Genomic DNA, 18854 nt, shown 5'->3' with positions numbered 1-18854 from the left:
CAAACCGGTTGTACGCGGTGTATCAGCCAAATGGCATTCGCTGGTTTTGCGACCGCTGCGCGGCCGAGCGGGAGCAAGCTCCCTCGCCATAGGAATGGTGTTATTCGCTAAAAATCATTCCGTGCTTTTGCTTGGTGGCCTTCACCGCCTCCAGCACCGCCAACAGGCAATCATCACGATAGCGTTCCAAAGCTGAAATGCTGTGCTGCCCCAACTGTTCGCTCGTCCCGTCCACCACATCGTCGATCAGTTTCTCGGTCAGTTCCGGTGCCGGCAGGTAGGTCCAGGGCAGTTGCAACGCCGGGCCGAACTGAGCCATGAAGTGACGCATCCCAGCGTCGCCGCCGGCCAGGGTGTAGGTCAGGAATGTGCCCATGAATGACCAGCGCAGGCCGGCGCCAAAACGGATGGCATCGTCGATTTCGCCGGTGGTTGCCACGCCGTCATTGACCAGGTGCAACGCCTCGCGCCAGAGCGCTTCAAGCAAGCGGTCGGCAATGAAACCGGGCACTTCCTTGCGCACGTGCAGCGGCCGCATGCCGAGGGATTCGTAGACTTGAATCGCCGCTTGCACGGCCTCGGGTGCGGTGTTTTTGCCGCCGACCACTTCCACCAGGGGCAGCAGGTAGACCGGATTGAACGGGTGACCGACCACGCACCGTTCCGGATGGGTCGAGCTTTCATAGAATTCGCTCGGCAGCAGCCCGGAGGTGCTCGACCCGATCAACGCGTTCGGCTTGGCGGCGGCGCTGATCTGGCTGTGCAGCTGCAATTTGAGCTCCAGGCGCTCGGGGGCACTTTCCTGGATGAAGTCGGCGTCGCGCACGCATTCCTCGATGGTCGCGACAAAACGCAGCCGATCCTGCGAAGCGCCAGGGGCCAGGCCTTGTTTCTCCAGGGCGCCCCAAGCATTGGCGACGCGCTTGCGCAACGCGGCTTCGGCGCCGGGCGCCGGGTCCCAGGCGACCACGTCGAGGCCATGGGCCAGGGCGCGGCTGACCCAGCCGCTGCCGATGACGCCACTGCCCAGGGCGGCGAAGGTCTTGATGTCGGTGATAAAGCTCATGGTGGTTTCCTGAATAGTGCGGTGATCCAAATGTGGGAGCGAGCCTGCTCGCGATGACGGAGTGTCAGTCGACGAATGTGTAGGCTCTTGCACCGCTATCGCGAGCAGGCTCGCTCCCACAAGGGGGAGATGTGGACTCGGGTTTAGCCGCGCTGGACCAGGCCCATTTTCTTGCGACCTTCGGCAGGCGTAAGCACCCGTGCGCCGAGGCGGCTGAGGATTTCGCCGGCGCGCTCCACCAGTTGGCCGTTGGTGGCGAGCACGCCTTTGTCCAGCCAGAGGTTGTCTTCCAGCCCGACCCGTACGTTGCCACCCAGCAGCACGGCTTGGGCCGCCATTGGCATTTGCATGCGGCCGATGCCAAAGCCGGCCCACACCGCGTCGGCGGGCAGGTTGTCGACCATGGCTTTCATTGTGGTGGTGTCGGCCGGCGCGCCCCATGGGATGCCCAGGCAGAGTTGGAACAGCGGATTGTCCAGCAGGCCTTCCTTGATCAGTTGCTTGGCGAACCACAGGTGGCCGGTGTCGAAGATCTCCAGCTCGGCCTTCACGCCGAGCTCGGTGATGCGCTTGGCGCCGGCCCGCAGTTGCGCCGGAGTGGAGACGTAAATGGTGTCGCCGTCGCCGAAGTTCAGGGTGCCGCAATCCAGGGTGCAGATTTCCGGCAGCAGCTCTTCAACGTGGGCCAGGCGGGTCAGTGGACCCACCAGGTCAGTGTTGGGGCCGAACTCCATCGGACGTTCGCCGGCACCGATCTCCAGGTCGCCGCCCATGCCAGCGGTGAGGTTGACGATGATGTCGACGTCCGCCTCACGGATGCGCTCCATCACTTCGCGATACAGCGCCACATCACGGCTGAACTTGCCGGTTTGCGGATCGCGAACGTGGCAGTGGACAACGGTGGCGCCGGCCTTGGCGGCCTCGACGGCAGCGGCGGCGATCTGTTTCGGAGTGACCGGCACGTGAGGGCTCTTGGCGGTCGTGTCGCCAGCACCGGTGAGTGCGCAGGTGATGATGACGTCGTGGTTCATGGTGCGGATTCCTTCAGGCGTGGTGAGTCACTGCGCAGCCCTTGAAGATCGCGCAGAGGGATAACGTTCAGTCAGTTACTGGTGAGTTTCAGGTTGTCGGCGGCCGGCTTGCCATCGAAGGTGGTCACGCCTTCGAGCCAGCGCTGTTTGTCCTGTGGATGGTCCTTGAGCCATTGCCGGGCCGATTCGAGCGGATCCTTGTGATCAAGCAGCGGCTGCATCATCCGGCTCTCGTCTTCGGCGGTGAAGGTCAGGTTGCTCAGCAGACGGCTGACGTTCGGGCATTGCTCGGCGTAGTTCGGCGCGGTGACGGTCCACACGGTGGCCATGCCTTCGTTCGGACCGAGGGCGTCTTCGCTGCCGGTGAGGTAGGTCATTTGCACGTTGACGTTCATCGGGTGCGGCGCCCAGCCGAAGAACACCACGGCTTCCTTGCGTCGCACGGCGCGGTCCACGGCGGCGAGCATGCCGGCCTCGCTGGACTCGACCAGTTGAAATTTGCCCAGGCCGAACTGATTCTTGGCAATCATCGCCTTGATCTGGGTGTTGGCGCCGGAGCCGGGCTCGATGCCGTAGATCTTGCCGCCCAGCTCCTTCTCGAATTTGGCGATGTCGGCGAACGTCTTCAGACCCTTGTCGGCCAGGTAAGTCGGCACGGCCAGGGTGGCGCGGGCGTCCTTCAGGCTGGGCTGCTCAAGCACCTTGACCTGCTTGGCTTCGACGAACGGGGTGATGGTCTGGGTCATCAGCGGGTTCCAGTAGCCCAGGAACATGTCCAGGCGCTGATCGCGGATGCCGGCGAAAATGATCTGCTGGGAGGCGCTGGTCTGCTTGGTCTTGTAGCCGAGGCCGTCGAGCATCACTTGGGTCAGGGCGCTGGTGGCAATGACGTCCGTCCAGTTGACCACGCCCAGGCGCACATTCTGGCAGGCGGCGGGTTCGGCTGCGAGGGCGGCCTGGTTCAGTAAAGAAGTGGTGCTGAGTGCAATAACGCAGCAGCTGATCAGTCGTTTCATTGTCGGGTTCCTCGGCAGCTTATTGTTATGGGGCCCGGTGTCTGTGCGCCGGTGATGCCACGTTACGCAGGTCCGGGCGGGGCAAAACGCACAGCGGCGACGTGCTCTTGCACTACAGCGACTCTTGAACGGTTGTTGCAACTGGCGTATCAAGGTCCGCACGCTGCCCGCCAACCGAGAGCGTTTCATGTCCCAGGATTTCTATTTCTTGTTGATGCCGGGTTTCTCGGCCATCGGTTTCATTTCGGCCATCGAGCCGTTACGGGTCGCCAATCGGTTTCGTGGCGAGCTTTACCGCTGGCATGTCCTGAGTGCCGATGGCGGAGCGGTGCTGGCGAGCAATGGCATGTCGGTCAACGCCGATGCTGCGCTGGAGCCGCTGAAGAAGGGCGCGACGCTCTGGATCGTGGCGGGCTTCGAGCCGTTGAAGTTCGTCAGCCCGGTGCTTGAGAGGTGGTTGCACCGGCTGGATAACGACGGTGTCATCCTCGGCGGAATCGACACCGGCAGCGTGGTGCTCGCGGAGGCGGGATTGCTGGATGGCCATCGCGTCACCCTGCACTGGGAGGCGATCGAGGCGTTCAAGGAGTCCTATTCCCAGCTCGCCGTGACCCAGGAGCTCTTCGAAATCGACCGCCGCCGCATCACTTGCGCCGGCGGCACTGCCTCGATTGACCTCATGCTCGACCTGATCGCGCAGGCCCACGGCCCGGAACTCGCAATCCAGGTCAGCGAGCAGTTCGTGCTCAGTCGCATTCGTCCACGCAAAGATCACCAGCGCATGGAAATCGCCACCCGCTACGGCATTCGCAACAAGAAGCTGGTGCATGTGATTGGAGAAATGGAGGCCAACAGCGAACCGCCACTGAGCACCCTGGCGCTGGCCGAATCGATCAACGTCACGCGCCGCCAGCTTGAACGCCTGTTCCGCCTGCACCTGAACGACACGCCGAGTAATTTCTACCTGCGCCTGCGCTTGGAAAAGGCCCGGCAACTGCTGCGCCAGACCGACATGAGTGTGCTGGAAGTCAGCATTGCCTGTGGATTCGAATCGCCGTCGTATTTCACCCGCAGCTACAGGGCACGGTTTGCACGTTGCCCTAGGGAGGATCGGCGGCGGCAGGGGGATGAGCGGGAGGTGGTTTGACAGGCTGGCCCGGTCGCCCCCAAAACCAGACACCGCGGTGCAACAGGTAACCCCTGCAAACCGGTTCACCACTGCTGCGCAGCCGAGCGGGAGCAAGCTCCCTCGCCACGGGTACTGTGTTTGGAAAGGGCTACTTCTTCATCAACGCCGAGCACGCCGCCTTGTATGCCTCATGCTGATACTTGTTCAGCGTCGTCGGCAGGGCGAAGTCATGTTTTTTGCTCTGTGCGTTGATGCTCTGTGGCGACAGCAGTGTCACTTCGCAGCCTTCGAGCAATTGGAAAACGCCTTCGATCTTGAAGGTGGTCGGGCCGCCCGCGAACTCACCTTTCTTGCTGCGCTTCTTGATGGCGATGCGGTCGATGCCATTGTCCGCCACGAAAGCCCGCACTTGCGCGGCGAAGGCTTTGACGTTGGCGGCTTCGTCGTCATCGTCCAGGGCGATTTTCTTGGTGTTCAGCGCGACGTGGCTCAACGCCTGCTGGTCCAGCAAGGCAACGGCGATGATCGCTTCGCTGCCTTTGATTTCGATGCCGCAGATGATCATGCTTGGCCTTGGATTCCGGAGGTCTGGAACGCCAGTCTATCCGCCTTGCTCAATTCATGCTCGCCCGCAGGTCCAGCATGATCTTGTCGAAATAGTCGACCCGGATCACCCCAAAGCGCGGGTACTCGAAATCCAGGATCACATACAACACGCAGACCATCACCGCCGCATAGCCCAGGCTGTGCAGCCAGTTGCGCTGCCGGGTGCCGGCCATGCCGTAGCCGATCAGCATGGCGCTGATCAGGGTCATGGTCACGAGCATCAGGTAAATGGTCAGGGGTGGGTGGGTTTCGTGAGCCACGGCGCGCGTCGTGGTTATGTCGATCATTTCGTTTTGCGCCTGCAGCACAGGCGTTCCCAAGGTTGGGGTGGGCATCTGTTGCAGGGCGGCGACGGTTCGTTTCCAGATGGTTTGCTGCAGATCATTGGCTCGGTCATGGGCCGCTTCGTCGACTTCGTCTTCGCGCAAGTCGCGGTAATACTCGATACGGGCATCGACATACTCTCGGAATGCCTGGCGGATGTCCGGTTGTTCGCTGGCGGGCAGAAGATCCAGGCGCAACCAGGCGGTGCCCATGGCATTGGTTTCGGCAACGATCAACGCGCGGCGCTGGTCCAGGCGCGAGGCCGCCCCGGAAAAGGTGAAGGCAATCAGCAGCGCCAGCAGGCCAAACACCGCGCCTTCGATGGCCCCGATGCCCTGGCGAGCGCCGTCCGGGTCCTGGGCCAGGTGACGGTTGCCGACTTGGCGACCGGCCTCGATGCTCAGCACGATGGCGATAAAGATGGCTAACCCGTAGAAGGGCAAGGCTGTAAGAGAGTGCATACGAAAATCCTCTGATCGTCGTGTGTGACTCGTCTGTACAGCCCGGCTCGGACGGGTATACAGCCAGTGTAGACGGCGTTGCGCAGTTCTTCCTATAACCGCTGTTCGTTCACTCCTGCCCAATCGATTCCAAGAACTCCGACCGGTCATCGCTCACCTGGGCCATGCAGTCGTTTTCGGCGATTTTGTAGGCGTCGCTGCCGGGCTTGGCCGGGAAGGCGGCGATGGCGCAGTCGGCTTCGCGCTGTTTTTGCCAGAGTTGTTGAGCGGCCTTGATCTTGGCGGTGATGTCGTTGAGCTGGGTCTTGTCGCTGGCGTAGCGGGTTTGCAGGCGTTCGTTGAGGCTCTGCAGGTTGTCGCTGAGCAACTGCTCGGCGGCGGCTTTGCCATAGGCGGAACAGGCCAGGGTCTGGACGTCGTTTTCAACTTCGTCGCAGGGGTTGGGCTCGGTGTCTTCGGTCGCGTGGGCGACGGTGCTGATCAGTGCCAGGGCAAGGAAGATCGATTTCATCGGGTTGTCGCTCAAATCCAGTGGAAGCCAGTGGTGCCGCGGATTCTGGCCCAAGCGCCGGGTAAATAACAGATGGACAGAGGGGGCCCGTCGCAGCCCATTGTCGTGGATTGACGCTTTCGGCAATTCCCCTGTCGTTTTTGCACCCGGTCGCCACGGCCCTCCGGCATATGCTGGCCCCAAAGCGCCGGCACACGATTCGGCGCATGAATCGCCAACAAGGGGACTGCCTGATGAGCCCAGCCGAATTGCACGCCGACAGCATCGTTATCGACGGGCTGATCATTGCCAAGTGGAACCGCGACCTGTTCGAAGACATGCGCAAGGGCGGCCTGACCGCAGCCAACTGCACGGTGTCGGTGTGGGAAGGTTTCCAGGCCACCATCAACAACATCGTTGCCAGCCAGAAACTGATCCGCGAGAACAGCGACCTGGTGATCCCGGTGAAAACCACCGCCGACATCCGCCGCGCCAAGGAACAGGGCAAGACCGGCATTATCTTTGGCTTCCAGAACGCCCATGCCTTCGAAGACCAGCTCGGCTACGTCGAGATCTTCAAGCAGCTCGGCGTCGGTGTGGTGCAGATGTGCTACAACACCCAGAACCTGGTGGGCACCGGTTGCTACGAGCGCGACGGCGGCCTGTCGGGCTTCGGTCGCGAAATCGTCGCCGAGATGAACCGCGTCGGCGTCATGTGCGACCTGTCCCACGTTGGCTCCAAGACCTCCGAGGAAGTCATCCTCGAATCGAAGAAACCGGTCTGCTACTCCCACTGCCTGCCGTCCGGCCTCAAAGAACACCCGCGCAACAAATCCGATGAAGAACTGAAGTTCATCGCCGATCACGGCGGTTTCGTCGGCGTGACCATGTTCGCGCCGTTCCTGGCCAAGGGCATCGATTCGACCATCGACGACTACGCCGAAGCCATCGAGTACACCATGAACATCGTCGGCGAGGACGCCATCGGCATCGGCACCGACTTCACCCAGGGTCACGGCCAGGACTTCTTCGAAATGCTGACCCACGACAAGGGCTACGCCCGTCGTCTGACCAGCTTCGGCAAGATCATCAACCCCCTGGGCATCCGCACCGTGGGCGAGTTTCCGAACCTCACCGAAACGCTGCTCAAGCGCGGTCACCCGGAGCGGGTGGTGCGCAAGATCATGGGCGAGAACTGGGTCAACATTTTGAAAGATGTCTGGGGCGAATAAACGCCGTCGCGTCACTGAATCCTTTACCTGCGGCCACTCGCGCCGCAGGCACATCACGAATTTCCGGAGTCAAGTTTTCATGGCCAAGATCGCCCCGCAACTGCCTATCGAAGTCGACAGCGAAACCGGTGTCTGGACCTCCGACGCCCTGCCGATGCTGTACGTGCCGCGCCACTTTTTCGTCAACAACCACATGGGCATCGAGGAAGTGCTGGGCGCCGACGCCTACGCCGAGATTCTCTACAAGGCTGGCTACAAATCCGCCTGGCACTGGTGTGAAAAAGAAGCCGAATGCCACGGCCTGGAAGGCGTCGCGGTGTTCGAACACTACATGAAGCGCTTGTCGCAGCGTGGCTGGGGCCTGTTCAAGATCCAGGACATTGACCTGGACAAAGGCACCGCCAGCGTCAAGCTCGAACACTCGGCGTTCGTCTATGTGTACGGCAAGGTCGGGCGCAAGGTCGACTACATGTTCACCGGCTGGTTCGCCGGCGCCATGGACCAGATCCTCGCCGCGCGCGGCAGCCAGATCCGCACCGTGGCCGAGCAGGTCTACGGCGGTTCCGAAGAAGGCCACGACGACGGCCTGTTCATCGTCAAGCCGTTGTAAGTCGAGGATCGCGCCATGGCTTTTGAAGCAATGTTCCAGCCGATCCAGATCGGCAAGCTGACCATCCGCAACCGCGTGCTCAGCACCGCGCACGCGGAGGTCTACGCCACCGACGGCGGCATGACCACCGACCGGTACGTGAAGTATTACGAAGAGAAGGCCAAGGGCGGCATCGGCCTGGCGATTTGCGGTGGCTCGTCGGTAGTTGCCATCGACAGCCCGCAGGAATGGTGGAGCTCGGTGAACCTGTCCACCGACCGTATCATCCCGCACTTCCAGAACCTGGCCGACGCCATGCACAAGCATGGCGCCAAGATCATGATCCAGATTACCCACATGGGCCGTCGCTCGCGTTGGGACGGCTTCAACTGGCCGACCCTGATGTCGCCGTCCGGCGTGCGTGAGCCGGTGCACCGTGCCACCTGCAAGACCATCGAGCCAGAAGAAATCTGGCGGGTGATCGGCAACTACGCCCAGGCCGCGCGGCGTGCCAAGGCCGGGGGCCTGGACGGCGTCGAGCTGTCGGCCGTGCACCAGCACATGATCGACCAGTTCTGGAGCCCGCGGGTCAACAAGCGTACCGACGAATGGGGCGGCAGCTTCGAAGGCCGCATGAAGTTCGGCCTGGAAGTGCTGAAGGCCGTGCGCGCCGAAGTGGGCGAGGATTTCTGCGTGGGCATGCGCCTGTGCGGTGACGAGTTCCACCCGGACGGCTTGTCCCACGAGGACATGAAGCAGATCGCCAAGTACTACGACGACACCGGCATGCTCGACTTCATCGGCGTCGTGGGTTCGGGTTGCGACACCCACAACACCCTGGCGAACGTCATTCCGAACATGAGTTATCCACCGGAGCCGTTCCTGCACCTGGCCGCCGGTATCAAGGAAGTGGTCAAGGTCCCGGTGCTGCACGCGCAGAACATCAAGGACCCGAACCAGGCCACGCGGATCCTGGAGGGCGGCTACGTCGACATGGTCGGCATGACTCGCGCCCACATTGCCGACCCACACCTGATCGCCAAGATCAAAATGGGCCAGGTCGACCAGATCAAGCAGTGCGTCGGCGCCAACTATTGCATCGACCGCCAGTACCAGGGCCTGGACGTGCTGTGCATCCAGAACGCCGCGACGTCCCGTGAATACATGGGCGTGCCGCACATCATCGAGAAGTCCACCGGGCCCAAGCGCAAAGTCGTGGTGGTCGGTGCCGGCCCGGCCGGGATGGAAGCGGCGCGCGTGGCCGCCGAACGTGGACACGACGTGACCCTGTTCGAGAAGAAGGAATTCATCGGCGGACAGATCACCACCGCCTCGAAAGCGCCGCAACGGGACCAGATCGCCGGTATCACCCGCTGGTTCCAACTGGAACTTGCGCGGTTGAAAGTCGACCTGCGCCTGGGCGTGGCGGCGGACGCGCCGACCATCATGGACCTGCGTCCGGACGTGGTGGTGCTCGCCGTCGGCGGTCATCCGAACGTGGAGCAGAACGAACACTGGGGCGCCGCCGAAGGGCTGGTGGTCAGCAGCTGGGACGTGCTCGACGGCAAGGTCGCGCCGGGCAAGAACGTGCTGGTCTACGACACCATTTGCGAATTCACCGGCATGTCGGTGGCCGACTTCCTCGCCGACAAGGGCAGCCAGGTCGAGATCGTCACCGACGACATCAAGCCGGGCGTGGCCATTGGCGGGACTTCGTTCCCCACCTACTACCGCAGCATGTACCCCAAGGAAGTGATCATGACCGGGGACATGATGCTGGAAAAGGTCTACCGCGAAGGCGACAAGCTGGTGGCGGTGCTGGAGAACGAATACACCGGCGCCAAGGAAGAACGCGTGGTCGACCAAGTGGTGGTGGAGAACGGCGTGCGGCCGGACGAAGAAATCTACTACGCGCTCAAGGAAGGTTCGCGCAACAAGGGCCAGATCGACGTCGAAGCCCTGTTCGCGATCAAACCCCAGCCGTGCCTGGAGCAGAGCGGCGATGGTTACCTGCTGTTCCGCATCGGCGACTGCGTGGCCCAGCGTAATACCCACGCGGCCATCTACGACGCCCTGCGGTTGTGCAAGGATTTCTAACGGCTTGTGGATAACCCTGTGGGAGCGAGCCTGCTCGCGAATGCATTTTGTCAGTCACTGTTGGATTGACTGATCCACCGCTTTCGCGAGCAGGCTCGCTCCCACAGGAATCGGGCAAGGCATCCACGCAGTTTGGCCTGCAAGACCCTGAGGTCTTTGGGAGCAACACCTATGTTGAACACCCTTCTTCCAATCCTGCTGTTCGCAGCCCTGGGCCTCGCTGCCCTCGGCGCCTTGCGGCGGGTGAACATGTGGCGCCGGGGACGACCGGCCAAGGTCGATCTGATCGGCGGACTTTTTGCCATGCCCAAACGCTACATGGTGGATCTGCACCATGTGGTGGCGCGGGACAAATACATTGCCAACACCCACGTCGCCACGGCGGGTGGTGCGGTGGCGTCGATTGTGTTGGCGATCCTGGTCCATGGTTTTGGCCTGCACAACCGCATCCTCGGCTACGCCTTGCTGCTGATGTCGGCGGTGATGTTCGTGGGCGCGATCTTCATGTACCTGCGTCGGCGCAACCCGCCGGCGCGTTTGTCGAAAGGCCCGTGGATGCGCCTGCCGAAAAGCCTGCTGGCCTTCTCGGCGTCGTTCTTCCTGGTGACCCTGCCGGTGGCGGGCATCCTGCCGGAAAACTTCGGTGGTTGGCTGGTGGCAGCGATTCTGGGTGTCGGCGTGTTGTGGGGCGTGTCGGAATTGTTCTTCGGCATGACCTGGGGTGGGCCGATGAAACACGCCTTCGCCGGTGCCCTGCACCTGGCCTGGCACCGTCGCGCCGAACGCTTCGGTGGAGGCCGTTCCACCGGTCTCAAACCGTTGGACCTGAACGATCCTGCCGCACCGCTGGGCGTGGAAAAACCCAAGGACTTCACTTGGAACCAACTGCTGGGCTTTGACGCATGCGTGCAGTGCGGCAAGTGCGAAGCGGCCTGCCCGGCGTTCGCCGCCGGCCAGCCGTTGAACCCGAAGAAACTCATCCAGGACATGGTCGTCGGCCTGGCCGGCGGCACCGATGCGAAATTCGCCGGCAGCCCTTATCCAGGCAAACCGGTGGGTGAGCACGGCGGCAATCCACATCAGCCGATCGTCAACGGCCTGGTGGACGCCGAGACCCTGTGGTCCTGCACTACCTGCCGGGCTTGCGTCGAGGAATGCCCGATGATGATCGAGCACGTCGATGCCATCGTCGACATGCGCCGTCACCTGACCCTGGAAAAAGGCGCGACGCCGAACAAGGGCGCCGAAGTATTGGAAAACCTCATCGCCACCGATAACCCCGGCGGCTTCGCCCCGGGCGGGCGAATGAATTGGGCGGCGGACCTGAACCTCGACCTGCTCAGCGAGAAGAAATCCACCGACGTTCTGTTCTGGGTCGGCGACGGCGCCTTCGACATGCGCAACCAGCGCACCTTGCGTGCCTTCGTCAAAGTGCTCAAGGCGGCGAAAATCGACTTCGCCGTGCTCGGTCTCGAGGAGCGCGACAGCGGCGACGTGGCCCGGCGCCTGGGTGATGAAGCGACGTTCCAGCTGTTGGCCAAGCGCAATATCCAGACCCTGGCCAAATACAGCTTCAACCGCATCGTCACGTGCGACCCCCACAGCTTTCACGTGTTGAAAAACGAATACGGTGCCTTTGATGGCAATTACCTGGTGCAGCACCACAGCACCTATATGGCCGAGATCATCGACGCCGGCGCCCTGAATCTTGGTCAGCACAAGGGCGACAGCGTGACCTATCACGACCCTTGCTACCTGGGCCGCTACAACGGCGAATATGAAGCGCCGCGCCAAGTGCTTCGTGCGCTCGGCATCGAGGTGAAGGAAATGCAGCGTTCCGGTTTCCGTTCCCGTTGCTGCGGCGGTGGCGGCGGCGCGCCGATCACCGACATCCCGGGCAAGCAGCGCATCCCGGACATGCGCATGGAAGACATCCGTGAAACCGGCGCCGAGCTGGTGGCGGTGGGTTGTCCACAATGCACCGCGATGCTCGAAGGCGTGGTCGAACCTCGGCCGATGATCAAGGACATTGCCGAACTGGTGGCCGACGCGCTGCTAGAAGAAGCCGCGCCGCGCAAGCCTGTGGCGCCGGCCAAACGTGAACCTGCGGAGGTGCATTAATGAGCGACATCATCCGCCGCGACCCTCGCGCCGAGTGGATTGCCCGCAACCGGCTGCACCCGTTGCACACAGCCATGCAACCGGTGCAGCACAGCTGGATGGGGCCCAACGGCGTCATTCGCAAGAACGTCCATGGCGTGGGTTTCATCGGCCCCAATGGGATCAAACGGATTGATCGCAGCGGTGCCCAGCAGGGCGGTGCAACCAAGCGCACTGCCGCGACGCAAGTGCAATTGCCACTGCATCAAATCGTGCAACCGGCGTTCTATATCAGCGTTGTGCCGGATATGGTCGGCGGCCGCCTCAGCAGCCACGACCGCGATTTGCTGGGCCTGGCCCATCAGCTGGCCGGCAGTGACGGGGCGGTGCTGGCCGTGGTCTTCGGCGAACACAAGGAGAACACCTTCGCCACGGCGGGCGTGGACCGCTTGCTGGTGCTCGATGGCGAGGAATTCAGCGGTTATGCACCGGAGCAGCGGGTGCAAGGGTTACGGGCTGTGGATAACCAATTCAACCCACGCCACTGGCTGCTGCCCGACAGCCGCAGCGGTGGTGGCGAACTGGGTCGGCGCTTTGCCGCGGCCTTGGGCGAGCGCCCGGCCACGCGGGTCTGGCAGGTTAAGGACGAGGCCTGCGTCGGCCGCGCCGGTGCAGGGCTGCAAGACCTCGCTCGGCCATTGGCGCGGTTGATCCTGGCCGCCGCCGAATGCGCCGAGCCGGTCAGCGAAACCCGTCACGAAGCCCTGCCGGTGGAGTTATCCACAAGCGTGGCGCGCAGCCTGTCGCGCATTGAAGACCTCGGCGCGGTGGCGGTTGACCCGGGTGCGATTCCGATGGCCGAGGCCGAGTTCATTTTCTCCGGCGGCAACGGCGTCAAGGACTGGGCGCTTTTCCACAGGACAGCGGCGGCATTGGGCGCGACCGAGGGTGCCTCGCGGGTAGCGGTGGACGACGGTTTCATGGCCCGGGATCGCCAGGTCGGTGCGTCCGGCACCTGGGTCACGGCGAGGGTCTACGTGGCCGTCGGGATTTCTGGGGCGATCCAGCACCTGCAAGGCATCGGCGCCTGCGACAAGGTGGTGGCGATCAACCTCGATCCGGGCTGCGACATGATCAAACGGGCGGACCTGTCGGTGATCGGTGACAGCGCGGCGATTCTCCAGGCCCTGATCGCGGCGGTAGAGGCTTACCGCAACGAAGCCAGGCGCGATGCGGCTTAAGCTAAGGAAACGTTCATGAGTACCCAAGTGATCAGCCTTGTCTCCATCGGCGCCCACCCGACCTCCGGTCGGCCACGGCGCGCCGAGCAAGACGCCCGTGCCGTGGAACTGGGCCTGCAGCTGGCCGGCAACGACCTGCAAGTGCTGCATGCCGGGGATGTGGCGGAACCGGCGTTGCGCGCTTATCTGGGCATGGGGCTGGATGAACTTCACGTCCTGGAAAACCCCGTCGGAGCCGACGCGCTGCCGGCCCTCACCGACTATCTGCGTGACGCCGGCGCCCAGGTGGTGCTGACCGGCAGCCAGGCGGAAACCGGCGAAGGTTCGGGCATGCTTCCATTTTTGCTGGCGGAGAGCCTCGGTTGGCCGCTGGTGGTGGGGCTGGCCCAGGTCGAATCCATCGAAAACGGCGCGGCCCTGGTGTTGCAAGCCTTGCCCCGTGGTCAGCGGCGGCGGCTCAAGGTGCGCTTGCCATTTCTCGCCACTGTGGATAACGCCGCGCCAAAACCTCGGCAAAGCGCCTACGGCCCGGCGCGGCGTGGGGCGTTGCATGCTGAGGAGGTCGAGGTCATTGACGATACGTTGTTGGCCGTGGCGACCCTGCAACCGGCCAAGCCAAGACCCAAGCGCCTGAAAGTGATCAAGGCCAAGAGCGGCGCCGATCGCATGAAAGCCGCCACGGCCAAGGCCAGCGGCGGGGGCGGGCAGGTGCTCAAGGGCGTGAGCCCGGAGGCAGGGGCAGAGGCAATTCTCAAATTGTTGGTAGAGGAAGGGGTGGTTCGTTAAACCCAATTCAAAACAAAACCCTGTGGGAGCGAGCCTGCTTGCGAAGACACTCCGTCAGCCGCTGAAGGTATCGACCGATGCGCCGTCTTCGCGAACAGGCTCGCTCCCATAGTTTGTTCGGCGTTACTCACAATCCCTGTGTGCGCCTCTGTGGATAACCTGTTCGCCCCTCGCTACGGCCCACGCCAATCAGGCGCTGTAGCCCTTCGATCAAAAAACAGCCAGCCTAACTTACGGTTTTTATTGGCTTTTCTCCGTGAATAAAACCCCGCTTCGAGCAAAACTTGCCCCCAATCTCTGTTGGCGCTTCTGTGGATAAGATGTTCGCTCTCCGCTACAGGCCAAGCGCTTCGAGGCTTTCACGGCGCTGATCAAATAATAGCCAGATTCGCGCCGTCACCCGGAAAACCACTGGAAAACACGGATCTATAGGGCGTGAAATGGGTTTTCCACAAAACCGTCAAAGTTACCCCCAAACCCTGTTGGCGCTTCTGTGGATAAGGTGTTCGCTATGCCCTGTAGCCCTTTAAATCAAAGGCTCTCAGAGTGCTGATCAAAAAACAGTCACACCGTCAGGAAACTGTTGCCGTTTGATAAGTCACGGATTTTATTCACATTGCCTTCGGTAAATTGCCGGCGCGTGCACATTTGTCCCCATTTGCTGTGGGTGGTCATGTGGATAACTTGTTCGCCAAACTCTGGAAGCCGCGGCCGGCTTAGTGCTAATCGCGATAGATCAAATTTCATACAGTTCTAAGGAACTGCCTTGACGTAGGGGTGTCGCCTGTCTTCACTCATGGCACAAGGACAGCGAACATTATCCATATCTGGTTCAGGGAGAACGCACGATGGATAGCAAGGCCCCCCAACCGTTTCCCGCTTCAGCCCCGACATGCATCCCTACGCCTGCCGTCTCGCCGCTTCGACGCACCCATCGTCGCGGGGCCAATCAGCGTGCACGCCTATAACACCTGAGCTTTTCCCCAGTCACCGTTGACTGCCGCTTCAACCCATACGGGATAGTGGCCAGGCGTTCCTGCGCCTGTGAATTTACAGGCAACCGCAGAGTTGCCCCTTCTGCCTGAGAGGACTTGAACATGACACGGATCTCGACCCCCATAAGTGAAATCAAGGAGCACTACGACGTTATCGTCATTGGTTCCGGCTACGGCGGCGGTATCGCCGCGTCACGCTTGTCCCGGGCCGGGCGCAAGGTCTGTCTGCTGGAGCGCGGCCGGGAGATCCAGCCCGGCGAGTATCCCAATACCTTGCTCGCCGCCACCGAAGAATTGCAGGTGCATGACCCGGACGGCCACATCGGTTCGCGCACCGGGTTGTTCGACCTGCACGTCAACGCCCAGCAGAACGTCGTGGTCGGGTGTGGCCTGGGCGGTACCTCGCTGATCAACGCCAACGTAGCGCTGGAAGCCGAGCCCGGTGTCTTCGAGGACCCGCGCTGGCCCCTGGCGATGCGCGAGCACAGCGATACGTTGCTCAAGGACGGCTACGCCCGGGCCCGTGAAATGCTCAAGCCCAACCCTTATCCGGCGTCCTCGCCGAACCTGCCCAAGCTCGACGCCCACAAGAAGTCGGCGGACTACCTCAAGCAAGGCGCCCACTTCTACAAACCGCCGATCAACGTCACCTTCGACAAGCTGCCCAACAATCTCAATCACGTCGGCGTTGAGCAACTGCCGTGCAATGGCTGTGGCGACTGCGTCTCGGGCTGTAACAACAAGGCCAAGAACACCACGCTGATGAACTACCTGCCGGATGCCTGGAACCATGGCGCGGAGATTTTCTGCCAGGCCGAGGTGCGTCACCTGGAGCGCGAGGGTGACGGCTGGATCGTGCATTTCCAATACCTGGACAGCGGTCGCGAAATGTTTTCGGCGCCGACGCTCTTTGTGCGCGCGGACATCGTGGTGGTGTCCGCCGGCACCCTGGGTTCCACCGAAATCATGCTGCGCTCGCGGGACAAGGGCCTGTCGATGTCCGCCCAGTTGGGCGAAAACATGAGCGGCAACGGTGACATCCTCGGTTTCGGCCACAACTGCGATCAAGTGATCAACGGCATCGGCTTTGGCGCCCATTCGGCCAAGGAACTCGAGCCGGTGGGGCCATGCATTACGTCGGTCATCGACATGCGCACCGAGGGCGACTGGCGCAGCCGCATGGTGATCGAGGAAGGCTCGATCCCCGGCGCCCTCGGCCGAGCCATGGTGCCAAGCATGGCGGCGTTCGCCGAAACGATCGGCGTGCCCACCGACACCGGCTTCGGTGCCAGCCTCAAGTACAAGGGCCGCGAGGCCGAGAGTTTCCTGCGTGGGCCGTATTACGGCGCGCTGCACAACATGCAGACCTATTTGATCATGAGCCATGACAACGGCAAGGGCCGCATGGTGCTCGATAACAAGGACCAACTGCGCATCGACTGGCCCGGTGTCGGCGAGCAGGAAAACGTCACCCTTGGCAACGAGCGCCTGCACCAGAGCACCAAGGCCTTGGGCGGGATCTGGGTCGAGAATCCGATCTGGACCAAGTTGCTCAAGCACAGCATCGTTTCGGTTCATCCACTAGGCGGTTGCGTGATGGGCGAGGACGCGGTCCAGGGCGTGGTCAACCACAAGGGCCAGGTGTTCAGCGGCGCCAGCGGCACCGACGTCTACCCGGGCCTGTATGTGACGGACGGCTCGGTGATTCCGACCTCACTGGCGGTCAATCCCTTGCTGACGATTTCAGCAGTGAGTGAGCGCAACATGGGGCTGCTGGCGGCTGATCGCGGCTGGCTGATCGATTACACGCTACCGTCGGCGCCGCGCAAACCGGTGGCGGCGCCAACCCTCGGCGTGCAGTTCACCGAAACCATGAAGGGCTTCTTCTCCACGGCGTTCACCCAGCCCCAAGGCACCGACCTCAGCCTTTACGAAGCGGCGGCCAAGCGCGGCCAGGCCGATAACTCACCCATCGAGTTCACCCTGACCATCACCGCCGCCGACCTCAATCGCCTGATCAAGGAGCCGGAGCACGCCGCGACGCTGGTGGGCACCCTCGATGCGCCGCTGCTGTCGCCCAAGCCCCTGGTTGCCAGCAATGGCGTATTCAACCTGTTCGAGCAATACCAGGAACAGGTCGGCGTGCGGCACATGAACTACGACATGAAGCTGACCGCCGAAGACGGCAGCGATTATTACTTCAGCGCCTTCAAGACCGTGCCCGAGGACAACGGCGTGCTGAACATCTGGCACGACACCAGCACGCTGTACGTCACGCTTTATCGCGGGCCGGACAAGACCGGCGCGGTGCTCGGCTCCGGCGTCATGCACATTCTGCCGGCCGACTTCGCCAAGCAGATGACCACCATGAAAGTGCTCAACGCCCGCAATGAGCGCGAGCGCGTGGAGGCGTTGGCGCGGTTCGGCAAGTTCTTCGCGGGTATCTTGTGGGAAAGCTACGGCGGCGTCTTCGCCGGCGACGTCTACTTCAACCCGGACGCGCCGCCACGCTTGAAACGCCCCTTGGATGCGCCGGCCCCGGTGGTGCATTTCTTCCAGACCGAAGATAACGTCGAGCTTCGCCTGACCCGCTACCAAGCTGGCAGCAAAGGCCCCGTGATGTTGGTGCATGGCCTGGGCGTGGGCTCGAATATCTTCTCCACCGACACCATCCACACCAACCTGCTGGAGTACCTGTGCAAGCACGAATATGACGTCTGGCTACTGGACCTGCGCGTCAGCATCCTGCTGCCGGCCAGCAAGCATGAATGGAATGGCGACCAGGTGGCCCAGTACGACTTCAAGGCGGCCATCGAGCAGATCCAGCAGGCGACCCTGGCCCGCGACGTGCAATGCGTGGTGCATTGCTATGGCGCGACGACCTTCTTCATGTCGATGCTCGCCGGGTTGCAGGGCGTGCGTTCGGTGGTTTGCTCGCAGATCGCGGCCGACACGGTGGTCGCCACCGCCACGGGGCTCAAGGCCGGTCTGCACCTGCCGGGAGTGCTCGATGCCATCGGCATCAAATCCATGACGGCCTACGCCGACACCAAGGAAAGCTGGTTCAACAAACTCTACGACAAGGCCCTCAATGGCTATGCCCGGATCGAGGCTCAGGGTTATTGCACCAACCCGGTCTGCCATCGCATCACGTTCATGTACGCCTCGCTGTACCGCCACGACACCCTCAACGAAACCCTGCACGACAACCTGCACGAGTTGTTCGGCGAGTCGAACATCCAGACCTTCGAGCATCTGGCGTTGATCGTGCGCAAGGGGCATCTGGTGGACTTCAAGGGCAACGACGTCTACATGCCGCATTTCGATCGGTTGAGTTTGCCGATCTGCTTCATCAGCGGTGCCGACAACCAGTGCTACCTGCCGCAAAGCACCCTCAAGACCTACGAGCGGCTGTGCGACATGCATGGCCCGCAACTGTTCAGCCGCCACGAGATACCCGGCTACGGTCACATCGACTGCATGTTCGGCAAGGATGCGGTGGTGGATGTGTATCCGATCATTCTTGAGCACCTGGAGAAAACGGCGCTGGGCTAGCTGGCGGCCCTCGGTGGCGAGGGAGCTTGCTCCCGCTCGGCTGCGAAGCAGTCGTCGCTTTTGAAGTCTTGGGGGCCGCTACGCGGCCCAGCGGGAGCAAGCTCCCACGCCACATGGGTTTTGTGGTGAGTCAAGA

The 18854-nt window shown here is 62.2% G+C and carries 14 protein-coding genes; 8 read left to right on the top strand and 6 right to left on the bottom strand.

Annotation, left to right across the window (positions count from 1 at the left end; genetic code table 11):
• Positions 1-100 precede the first annotated feature (100 nt).
• From J3Q04_RS23405 to choX, 3 genes are all read right to left on the bottom strand, one after another.
• Positions 101-1066 (bottom strand): L-carnitine dehydrogenase, encoded by a 966-nt coding sequence (locus J3Q04_RS23405; RefSeq protein ID WP_420764954.1) that lies wholly within the window; start codon positions 1064-1066, stop codon positions 101-103.
• Between the two features lie 143 nt (positions 1067-1209).
• Positions 1210-2097 (bottom strand): 3-keto-5-aminohexanoate cleavage protein, encoded by an 888-nt coding sequence (locus tag J3Q04_RS23400; protein WP_045157164.1) that lies wholly within the window; start codon positions 2095-2097, stop codon positions 1210-1212.
• 71 nt (positions 2098-2168) lie between these two features.
• The gene (choX, locus tag J3Q04_RS23395) at positions 2169-3113 is read right to left on the bottom strand and encodes a choline ABC transporter substrate-binding protein (RefSeq protein WP_420764953.1); all 945 of its coding nucleotides are present in this window, start codon (positions 3111-3113) and stop codon (positions 2169-2171) included.
• A 187-nt stretch (positions 3114-3300) separates the two neighbouring features.
• Between choX and J3Q04_RS23390 the strand changes: the two genes are divergently transcribed.
• Positions 3301-4260, top strand: coding sequence for a GlxA family transcriptional regulator (locus tag J3Q04_RS23390; protein ID WP_434609115.1), 960 nt, complete (start codon positions 3301-3303; stop codon positions 4258-4260).
• A gap of 130 nt (positions 4261-4390) precedes the next feature.
• On the opposite strand, the gene J3Q04_RS23385 is transcribed toward J3Q04_RS23390, so the two are convergent.
• The 3 genes from J3Q04_RS23385 to J3Q04_RS23375 all read right to left on the bottom strand — a co-directional run bounded on the left by J3Q04_RS23385 (position 4391) and on the right by J3Q04_RS23375 (position 6144).
• Positions 4391-4807, bottom strand: a complete 417-nt coding sequence (locus J3Q04_RS23385; RefSeq protein WP_434609117.1) for a DUF3010 family protein — start codon at positions 4805-4807, stop codon at positions 4391-4393.
• 49 nt (positions 4808-4856) lie between these two features.
• Positions 4857-5633, bottom strand: coding sequence for a DUF4239 domain-containing protein (locus tag J3Q04_RS23380; RefSeq protein WP_434609119.1), 777 nt, complete (start codon positions 5631-5633; stop codon positions 4857-4859).
• A 109-nt stretch (positions 5634-5742) separates the two neighbouring features.
• The gene (locus tag J3Q04_RS23375) at positions 5743-6144 is read right to left on the bottom strand and encodes a lysozyme inhibitor LprI family protein (RefSeq protein WP_434609121.1); all 402 of its coding nucleotides are present in this window, start codon (positions 6142-6144) and stop codon (positions 5743-5745) included.
• Between the two features lie 233 nt (positions 6145-6377).
• Between J3Q04_RS23375 and J3Q04_RS23370 the strand changes: the two genes are divergently transcribed.
• The 7 genes from J3Q04_RS23370 (at position 6378) to J3Q04_RS23340 (ending at position 18718) form a co-directional block, all read left to right on the top strand.
• Positions 6378-7355 carry a dipeptidase gene (locus tag J3Q04_RS23370; RefSeq protein WP_420765167.1) on the top strand — a complete coding sequence of 326 codons (978 nt, stop codon included), beginning with the start codon at positions 6378-6380 and terminating at the stop codon, positions 7353-7355.
• Positions 7356-7434: 79 nt separating this feature from the next.
• Positions 7435-7965, top strand: coding sequence for a DUF5943 domain-containing protein (locus J3Q04_RS23365; RefSeq protein WP_018612374.1), 531 nt, complete (start codon positions 7435-7437; stop codon positions 7963-7965).
• Positions 7966-7980: 15 nt separating this feature from the next.
• Complete coding sequence (gene dgcA, locus J3Q04_RS23360; protein ID WP_420764948.1) at positions 7981-10041, top strand: dimethylglycine demethylation protein DgcA; 2061 nt, start codon at positions 7981-7983, stop codon at positions 10039-10041.
• A 171-nt stretch (positions 10042-10212) separates the two neighbouring features.
• Positions 10213-12162, top strand: coding sequence for a dimethylglycine demethylation protein DgcB (dgcB, locus tag J3Q04_RS23355; RefSeq protein ID WP_434609123.1), 1950 nt, complete (start codon positions 10213-10215; stop codon positions 12160-12162).
• Positions 12162-13382, top strand: a complete 1221-nt coding sequence (locus J3Q04_RS23350; RefSeq protein ID WP_434609125.1) for an electron transfer flavoprotein subunit alpha/FixB family protein — start codon at positions 12162-12164, stop codon at positions 13380-13382. The genes dgcB and J3Q04_RS23350 overlap by 1 nt, the downstream gene beginning before the upstream one ends.
• A 15-nt stretch (positions 13383-13397) precedes the next feature.
• Entirely contained in the window at positions 13398-14168 is a 771-nt protein-coding gene (locus tag J3Q04_RS23345; RefSeq protein ID WP_420764945.1) for an electron transfer flavoprotein subunit beta, read from the top strand.
• A 1097-nt stretch (positions 14169-15265) separates the two neighbouring features.
• Positions 15266-18718 carry a GMC oxidoreductase gene (locus tag J3Q04_RS23340; RefSeq protein ID WP_420764944.1) on the top strand — a complete coding sequence of 1151 codons (3453 nt, stop codon included), beginning with the start codon at positions 15266-15268 and terminating at the stop codon, positions 18716-18718.
• Positions 18719-18854 lie beyond the last annotated feature (136 nt).

It is taken from the genome of Pseudomonas sp. D4-21 (genome assembly GCF_051132125.1).
Classification (GTDB): domain Bacteria; phylum Pseudomonadota; class Gammaproteobacteria; order Pseudomonadales; family Pseudomonadaceae; genus Aquipseudomonas.
The sequence above is the reverse complement of the archived record's forward strand: the minus strand, read 5'-3'. Positions and strand labels throughout refer to the sequence as shown.

Coding starts and splice junctions, on each gene's coding strand:
- J3Q04_RS23385 (WP_434609117.1), bottom strand. CDS start 4,807: ATGATCATCTGCGGCATCGAAATCAAAGGCAGCGAAGCGATCATCGCC.
- dgcB (WP_434609123.1), top strand. CDS start 10,213: ATGTTGAACACCCTTCTTCCAATCCTGCTGTTCGCAGCCCTGGGCCTC.
- J3Q04_RS23380 (WP_434609119.1), bottom strand. CDS start 5,633: ATGCACTCTCTTACAGCCTTGCCCTTCTACGGGTTAGCCATCTTTATC.
- J3Q04_RS23390 (WP_434609115.1), top strand. CDS start 3,301: ATGTCCCAGGATTTCTATTTCTTGTTGATGCCGGGTTTCTCGGCCATC.
- choX (WP_420764953.1), bottom strand. CDS start 3,113: ATGAAACGACTGATCAGCTGCTGCGTTATTGCACTCAGCACCACTTCT.
- J3Q04_RS23365 (WP_018612374.1), top strand. CDS start 7,435: ATGGCCAAGATCGCCCCGCAACTGCCTATCGAAGTCGACAGCGAAACC.
- J3Q04_RS23405 (WP_420764954.1), bottom strand. CDS start 1,066: ATGAGCTTTATCACCGACATCAAGACCTTCGCCGCCCTGGGCAGTGGC.
- J3Q04_RS23340 (WP_420764944.1), top strand. CDS start 15,266: ATGACACGGATCTCGACCCCCATAAGTGAAATCAAGGAGCACTACGAC.
- J3Q04_RS23400 (WP_045157164.1), bottom strand. CDS start 2,097: ATGAACCACGACGTCATCATCACCTGCGCACTCACCGGTGCTGGCGAC.
- J3Q04_RS23350 (WP_434609125.1), top strand. CDS start 12,162: ATGAGCGACATCATCCGCCGCGACCCTCGCGCCGAGTGGATTGCCCGC.
- J3Q04_RS23345 (WP_420764945.1), top strand. CDS start 13,398: ATGAGTACCCAAGTGATCAGCCTTGTCTCCATCGGCGCCCACCCGACC.
- J3Q04_RS23375 (WP_434609121.1), bottom strand. CDS start 6,144: ATGAAATCGATCTTCCTTGCCCTGGCACTGATCAGCACCGTCGCCCAC.
- J3Q04_RS23370 (WP_420765167.1), top strand. CDS start 6,378: ATGAGCCCAGCCGAATTGCACGCCGACAGCATCGTTATCGACGGGCTG.
- dgcA (WP_420764948.1), top strand. CDS start 7,981: ATGGCTTTTGAAGCAATGTTCCAGCCGATCCAGATCGGCAAGCTGACC.